This window comes from Promicromonospora kroppenstedtii DSM 19349, from assembly GCF_000515355.1.
Taxonomy (GTDB): Bacteria; Actinomycetota; Actinomycetes; order Actinomycetales; family Cellulomonadaceae; genus Promicromonospora; species Promicromonospora kroppenstedtii.
The window spans coordinates 42,646-48,804 of the sequence record NZ_KI911649.1 but is presented as its reverse complement, the minus strand read 5'-3'; the positions used below and the strand labels follow the sequence as shown (position 1 = coordinate 48,804).

Genomic DNA, 6,159 nt, shown 5'->3' with positions numbered 1-6,159 from the left:
TGGCAGCTCGGGCCGGCTGCCCGAGCTCGTCTTCGCCGTCAACGACGTCATGGCGGTGGGCGCGATGGCCGCCGTCCGCGATGCCGGGCTGAGCGTGCCGGACGACGTCGCCGTGGCGGGGTTCGACGACATCCACACCCTGCGCGACGTCTCCCCCGGGTTGACGACCGTGCGGATCCCGCTCGCGGAGGTCGGCGAGCTGGCGACCGACCTGGCGCTCGGCAAGGCTGGCGACCTGAGCACGCCGGTACGCGGCGAGGTAGTGCTCCGCGAGTCGACGCCGGCCCTGCCCGGCAAGGACGGACGCTCCTGAGCGCCGCCTCCGCCTGACCTCCTGCCCCAGCGCCGCGAGGACGCCAGCAGCAAGCAGCCCACAGCACGATCGGCAGTTGGCATCGTCGGCTGTTGGCACGGTCGGCTGTTGGCACGGTCGGCAGTTGGCACGGTCGGCAGTTGGCATCGAGATCGGCTCAGGCCTGAGCCGATCTCGATGCCAACTGCCGACCGTGCCAACTGCCGAGCGAGCCCACGGCCTCAGGCGTGCTGCTCGATCCACGTGTGCATGGCGATCGCGGCCGCGGCGCCCGCGTTGATCGAGCGCGTCGACCCGTACTGCGTGATGTGCAGGACGACGTCGCAGGCCGCCTGCGCCTCCGCCGTCAGGCCCGTCGACTCCTGGCCGAACAGCAGCACGCAGCCACGGGGCAGCGCGTGCCCCTCGATCGGCACCGACCCGGGCACGTTGTCGATGCCCACGATCGGGAGGTCACCGGCCCACTCGGCCAGCGCGGCGGCGTCCGCGTGGTGGGTCACGTGCAGGTAGCGGTCGGTGACCATCGCGCCGCGGCGGTTCCAGCGGCGTCGGCCCACGATGTGCACGCCCGCTGCGTTGAACGCGTTGGCGGTGCGGACCACGGAGCCGATGTTGAGGTCGTGCGCCCAGTTCTCGATCGCCACGTGGAACGGGTGCCGGCGCGTGTCCAGGTCGGCGACGATCGCCTCCACGGTCCAGTAGCGGTACTGGTCGGCCACGTTGCGGCGGTCGCCCTCGGCGAGGAGCTCGGGGTCGTAGCGGGGGTCGTCGGGCCGGATGCCGGGCCAGGGCCCGACGCCGACCTCGGGCTCAGGACCCTCCGCGGGGACGGGCAGCGGGCGCTCAGACAAGGCCGACCCCGCCGGAGCCGTGTGCGGGTGCTGTGACGGTTCCCGGACCGGAGGACGTGCTGGTCATGCCCGTCATTGTGCCCCGCTACGCTCGATCCATGCTGACGACCGTACTCCCGGAGGTCGTGTCCGGGCTGGCCGCCGCCCCCGTCGACGCAGCGGCCGTGCCGCAGCTCCTGGGCATCGACTGGATGGACCCGAACTACCTCATCGAGCGGTTCGGGGACGCCGCACTGGTCGGCATCGCGCTCGTCATCTTCGTCGAGACGGGGCTGCTGTTCCCGATCCTGCCCGGCGACTCGCTGCTGTTCACCGCGGGTGCGCTCGTGGCGCAGGGCACGCTGCAGATCAACATCGGGGTGCTGTGCCTCATGCTGTTCGCCGCCGCGTTCCTCGGCGACCAGACCGGCTACCTGATCGGCCGCAAAGCGGGCCCGAAGATCTTCGACAAGCCCGACTCGAAGCTCTTCAAGCGGTCCTACATCGACCAGACCAACGCGTACTTCGACAAGTACGGCGGCCGCACCATCATCGTGGCCCGATTCGTGCCGATCGTGCGCACCTACGCCCCGGTCGCGGCCGGCGTCGGCAAGATGTCGTACCGGCACTTCGTCACGTACAACGCGATCGGCGCGCTCCTGTGGGCGGTCGGCGTGACCCTGCTGGGCTACGTGCTCGGCAACTTCACCTTCGTCAAGGAGAACATCGAGGCGCTGCTCGTCCTCATCGTGCTGGTCTCGGTGATCCCGATGGTCGTCGAGATCTGGCGGGCCCGGCGCACGGAGCGGGCGGCGGCACAGGCGCTTGCCGATCAGGTCCCGGCCGAGAAGGCGTCCGCGCAGTCCGACGGCGCTCTGGCGGGCAGCGCCCGCGAACCGCAGGAGTAGGCGCGGCCCGAGGCCCGCCGCCAGGGACCGGAGAAGCACCAGGCTTTGACGCGCGAACCACTAGGCTGGCGCCCATGATCGAGCGGACCACCGAAGCCTGGCTCACGGACATGGACGGCGTGCTGGTGCACGAGGGCACTGCCCTCCCCGGCGGCCCCGAGTTCATCAAGGCGCTGCGCGACAAGGACCTGCCGTTCCTCGTGCTGACCAACAACTCGATCTTCACGCCGCGCGACCTGCGCGCCCGGCTCGCGTACAGCGGGATCGACGTGCCGGAGCAGAACATCTGGACGTCGGCCCTGGCCACGGCCCAGTTCGTCGCGGACCAGATCCCCAACGGCAGCGCGTACGCCATCGGCGAGGCGGGTCTGACGACGGCGCTGCACCAGGCGGGCTACACGCTCACCGACGCGGACCCCGACTACGTGGTGCTCGGCGAGACCCGCACCTACTCGTTCGAGGCGATCACCAAGGCCATCCGCCTGATCGTCGACGGCGCCCGGTTCATCTGCACCAACCCGGACGTCACCGGCCCCTCGCAGGAGGGCCTGCTGCCCGCCGCGGGCTCCGTGGCGGCCATGATCACGGCGGCGACCGGACGCCAGCCCTACTACGTGGGCAAGCCCAACCCGGTGCTGTTCCGGTCGGCGCTGAACCTGATCGGGGCGCACTCGGAGTCGACCGCCATGGTGGGCGACCGCATGGACACCGACATCCTGGGCGGCATGGAGGCCGGCCTGGAGACGTTCCTCGTGCTCACCGGTTCGACGTCGGCGGGCGAGGTCGAGAAGTACCCGTTCCGGCCGAGCCACGTGATGAAGTCGATCGCGGACATCGTCGAGCTGGTCTGAGCGGTCGAGCCGGTCTGAGCGCTCCGGGCCGGCCGGAGCCGGACGGGCGTCAGGTCGAGCCGGGTCAGGTCAGGCCCGGGATCCCGAAGCCGTCGATCGTGCCGCCCGACTCGAAGCGCGGCCCGCCCTTCTCCATGGGCAGCACGATGCGCGCGACGTCCGCGACCCGCTTGGCCCGGTCCGTCAGGGTAGTGACGTCGGTGCGGCCCGGACGCCACAGCAGCACCGAGGGCCCCTCGATCCGCAGCCGGGAGCCGTGGAAGTCGGGCAGCATCACGATGTTGGCGAGGCGCGCGTCGAGGGCCCGCCGCGCGAAGAACTCGTCGGACGTGCGCACCAGCCACTGGCCGTCGAACGCCGGGTTGTCGATCTGCACGTCCTGCGCCCCGAACAGCTTCTGCCACTTCTCGCGGAGCCCCTCCGGCGAGAGGTCGATGACCGGCTCACCCGGCAGCGCGTCGAGCGCCACCACGTGAGCCGTGCGGCGCAGGCCGATCCGCCGCGAGTCGCCCTCGGGCGCGCCGGACCGCCACGTGTAGGTGAACGAGACCATGTCGAACCCGTCGACGTTGCCGCGGACGACGTCGCGGGCCACCCGGTCCACGCCGATGCCGAACGGCCGGCCGGACCAGCGCTGGGCGAGGACCGGGTCCTTGCCCACGTACTCCCAGCCGTTCGCCTCGGCCCACTGCGCGACGTCCTGCGAGCGCCCACGCTTCATGATCCGCGCTGCGGCGACCGTGAACACCACCACGCCGATGACGAGCAGGACTAATGCGACAAATGGCCCCATGAACTTAAAGATACAGTAGGGCTAGGCAAAAGTCTCCGCGGGGGAGTGATATGGAGACGGCCAGTTTTGCGATAGCGACCCTTAGGAGAGGCCGAGGTCCCCGAGCCCGTAGAGGTAGTGGTACGGCACCCCGAGCGCCTCGATCTTCTCGCCCGCGCCGGTGGCCCGGTCCACGATCGTGGCGACGCCCAGCACCTCGGCGCCCGCGGCCCGGGCGGCCTCGATCGCCGCGATCGGCGACCCGCCCGTCGTCGTCGTGTCCTCCACGACGACCACCTTGCGGCCGGCGATGTCCGGGCCCTCGATCTGGCGCTGCATGCCGTGCGCCTTGGCCGCCTTGCGCACCACGAACGCGTCCAGGTCCTGCCCGCGCGAGGCCGCGGCGTGCAGCAGCGCGTCGGCGATCGGGTCGGCGCCCAGGGTGAGACCGCCGACGGCGTCGATCTCGGCCGTACCGAGCCCGACCTCCTCCAGGTGGTCCAGGAGCACGTGCCCCACGAGCGGGGCGGCCCGGTGGTGCAGCGTGATGCGGCGCAGGTCGACGTAGTAGTCGGCCTCCTTGCCGGAGGAGAGCGTCACCTTGCCGTGCACCACGGCGAGCTCCTTGATGAGCTCGGCGAGCTGCTCGCGCGGGGTCGGGGAGAAGTCAGCGTTCACGGTGCAAGGGTACGTCGCGCGTGCCGCCGGACCGTGGCCCGGGTTGCCGTCCACCTCTGGGAAGGTTCTGCTGTGAGCATCATGGACAACGCGGTGTACGTGGACGGCAGGCGCACGGCCAACCCGGCGAGCATCGAGGAGACCTGTGAGACGACCCGCGAGCGCGGCGGGATCGCCTGGGTCGACCTGTCGTGGCCTGCGCCGGCCGAGATCGAGGCGGTCGCCGCGGAGTTCTCCCTGCACCCGCTGGCGGTCGAGGACGCCATCAACGCGCACCAGCGCCCCAAGGTCGAGCACTACGACGACGTGCTGTTCGTGGTGCTGCACCCCGCACGAAACGTCGACGACGACGGCGACGGGCACGTCGACCGCGTGGAGTTCGGCGAGGTGCACGCGTGGGTGGGCCCGGACTTCGTCGTCACGATCCGGCGGTCCGTGACGCCCGACCTCGACGCGCTGCGCGGCCGGCTGGAGCAGGACCCGGACCTGCTGCGCCTCGGGCCGGTCGCGATCCTCGCGGCGCTGCTGGACGAGGTCGTGGACACCTACCGACCCGTGGTCACGCGCCTGCGCGGGGCCATCGACCAGATCGAGGACCAGCTCTTCTCGCGCGACCCGGAGGTGTCTTTCCGCATCTACGAGGCGACCCGCGAGGTGATCGGGCTCCAGCGCGCCACCGGCCCGCTGGTCGAGATGCTCCAGGATCTGTACGACGCCAAGCGGGAGTACGCCGACGAGCAGTCCGCCGCCGCGCACCCGGAGGACGCCCCGCACCCGGAGGGCGACGTGCAGGACCACCGCTGGGTCGAGCTGCTGCGCAGCCTGCGCAACGTGCTGGACCACGCGATCAAGCACGCGGAGACCTCGGAGACGTTCCGCTCGCTCCTGACCAACGCCCTCAACGTGCACTCCACGCTGGTGACGCAGGAGCAGAACGAGGAGTCGCGCCGCATGACGGAGATCAGCCTCAAGCAGGACGAGCAGATGAAGAAGATCTCCGCGTGGGCGGCCATCCTCTTCGCGCCCACGCTGATCGGCACCATCTACGGCATGAACTTCACGCACATGCCCGAGCTGCGCTGGACCTTCGGGTACCCGCTCGCGATCCTCGGGATGCTCGGCCTGGGCGGCGTCTTCTACTGGATCTTCAAGCGCGTCGGCTGGCTCTGACACCGGCCCGCCCGACGCCGGACCGCCCGGCACCGGCCCGGACGCCGGCTCAGCGGTAGCTGCCGACCGCGCGCACCGCCCAGCGGGGCATGACCCGCAGCGCGGCCGAGGCCACCTTGTAGCGCACCGAGGGCGTGGACAGGACGACGCCGCGGCGCGCGTCCGCGAGCGCCGTCCGCACCACGTCCTCGGCCTGGAGCCAGCCCCACTCGGGGACGATCGAGGACTCGGCGATTCCGGCGCGCGCGTGGAACTCGGTGTGCGTGAACCCGGGGGACAGCAGCGTGGCGGTGACGCCGGTGCCCTTGAGCTCGGCGGCCAGGGACTCGGTGAAGGTGCGCACGTACGCCTTGGCGGCGGCGTAGGTGCCGCCCGCGGTGAGGGCGGCGACCGAGCCGACGTTGAGGATCGCGCCGCGGTCCCGTTCGAGCATCTGCCCGACGGCGGCGTGCGTGAGCTCGACGACCGCCTTGACCATGACGTCGATCCCCCGGCGCTCGGTGGTGACGCGGCCAGTGGCGAACGGCGAGCTCGTGGCGAACCCGGCGTTGTTGACGAGCAGGCCGACGGGCCGCAGGTCGCCGTCCTCGGGCCGGCCGCCGACGACGGCGAGGCGCGCCGCGACCCGCGCGACGTC

At 71.3% G+C, this 6,159-nt stretch carries 8 protein-coding genes; 4 read left to right on the top strand and 4 right to left on the bottom strand.

Annotated elements, in window-relative coordinates; translation table 11 throughout:
- Positions 1-313: substrate-binding domain-containing protein (locus tag PROKR_RS09765; protein ID WP_036962625.1), on the top strand; the 313-nt coding region annotated here is incomplete at its 5' end.
- A gap of 221 nt (positions 314-534) precedes the next feature.
- Here PROKR_RS09765 and PROKR_RS09760 read toward each other — a convergent pair.
- Positions 535-1,164: a TrmH family RNA methyltransferase gene (locus PROKR_RS09760; protein WP_036962623.1), complete on the bottom strand. Its 630-nt coding sequence runs from the start codon at positions 1,162-1,164 to the stop codon at positions 535-537.
- Between the two features lie 98 nt (positions 1,165-1,262).
- Between PROKR_RS09760 and PROKR_RS09755 the strand changes: the two genes are divergently transcribed.
- Together PROKR_RS09755 and PROKR_RS09750 are read left to right on the top strand one after the other, a co-directional pair.
- The gene (locus PROKR_RS09755; RefSeq protein WP_051432834.1) at positions 1,263-2,051 is read left to right on the top strand and encodes a VTT domain-containing protein; all 789 of its coding nucleotides are present in this window, start codon (positions 1,263-1,265) and stop codon (positions 2,049-2,051) included.
- Between the two features lie 74 nt (positions 2,052-2,125).
- The gene (locus tag PROKR_RS09750) at positions 2,126-2,902 is read left to right on the top strand and encodes an HAD-IIA family hydrolase (RefSeq protein ID WP_036962622.1); all 777 of its coding nucleotides are present in this window, start codon (positions 2,126-2,128) and stop codon (positions 2,900-2,902) included.
- 64 nt (positions 2,903-2,966) lie between these two features.
- Here PROKR_RS09750 and PROKR_RS09745 read toward each other — a convergent pair whose 3' ends face one another.
- Both PROKR_RS09745 and pyrE read right to left on the bottom strand, forming a co-directional pair.
- Complete coding sequence (locus PROKR_RS09745) at positions 2,967-3,695, bottom strand: type III secretion system chaperone family protein (protein ID WP_157601992.1); 729 nt, start codon at positions 3,693-3,695, stop codon at positions 2,967-2,969.
- Between the two features lie 81 nt (positions 3,696-3,776).
- Positions 3,777-4,352, bottom strand: a complete 576-nt coding sequence (gene pyrE, locus PROKR_RS09740; RefSeq protein WP_036962722.1) for an orotate phosphoribosyltransferase — start codon at positions 4,350-4,352, stop codon at positions 3,777-3,779.
- A 72-nt stretch (positions 4,353-4,424) separates the two neighbouring features.
- Between pyrE and PROKR_RS09735 the strand changes: the two genes are divergently transcribed.
- Positions 4,425-5,522 carry a magnesium and cobalt transport protein CorA gene (locus PROKR_RS09735; RefSeq protein ID WP_036962620.1) on the top strand — a complete coding sequence of 366 codons (1,098 nt, stop codon included), beginning with the start codon at positions 4,425-4,427 and terminating at the stop codon, positions 5,520-5,522.
- Between the two features lie 49 nt (positions 5,523-5,571).
- Here PROKR_RS09735 and PROKR_RS09730 read toward each other — a convergent pair.
- Positions 5,572-6,159, bottom strand: a 588-nt coding sequence (locus PROKR_RS09730; protein ID WP_051432833.1) for an SDR family NAD(P)-dependent oxidoreductase, incomplete at its 5' end; no start/stop codon positions are given.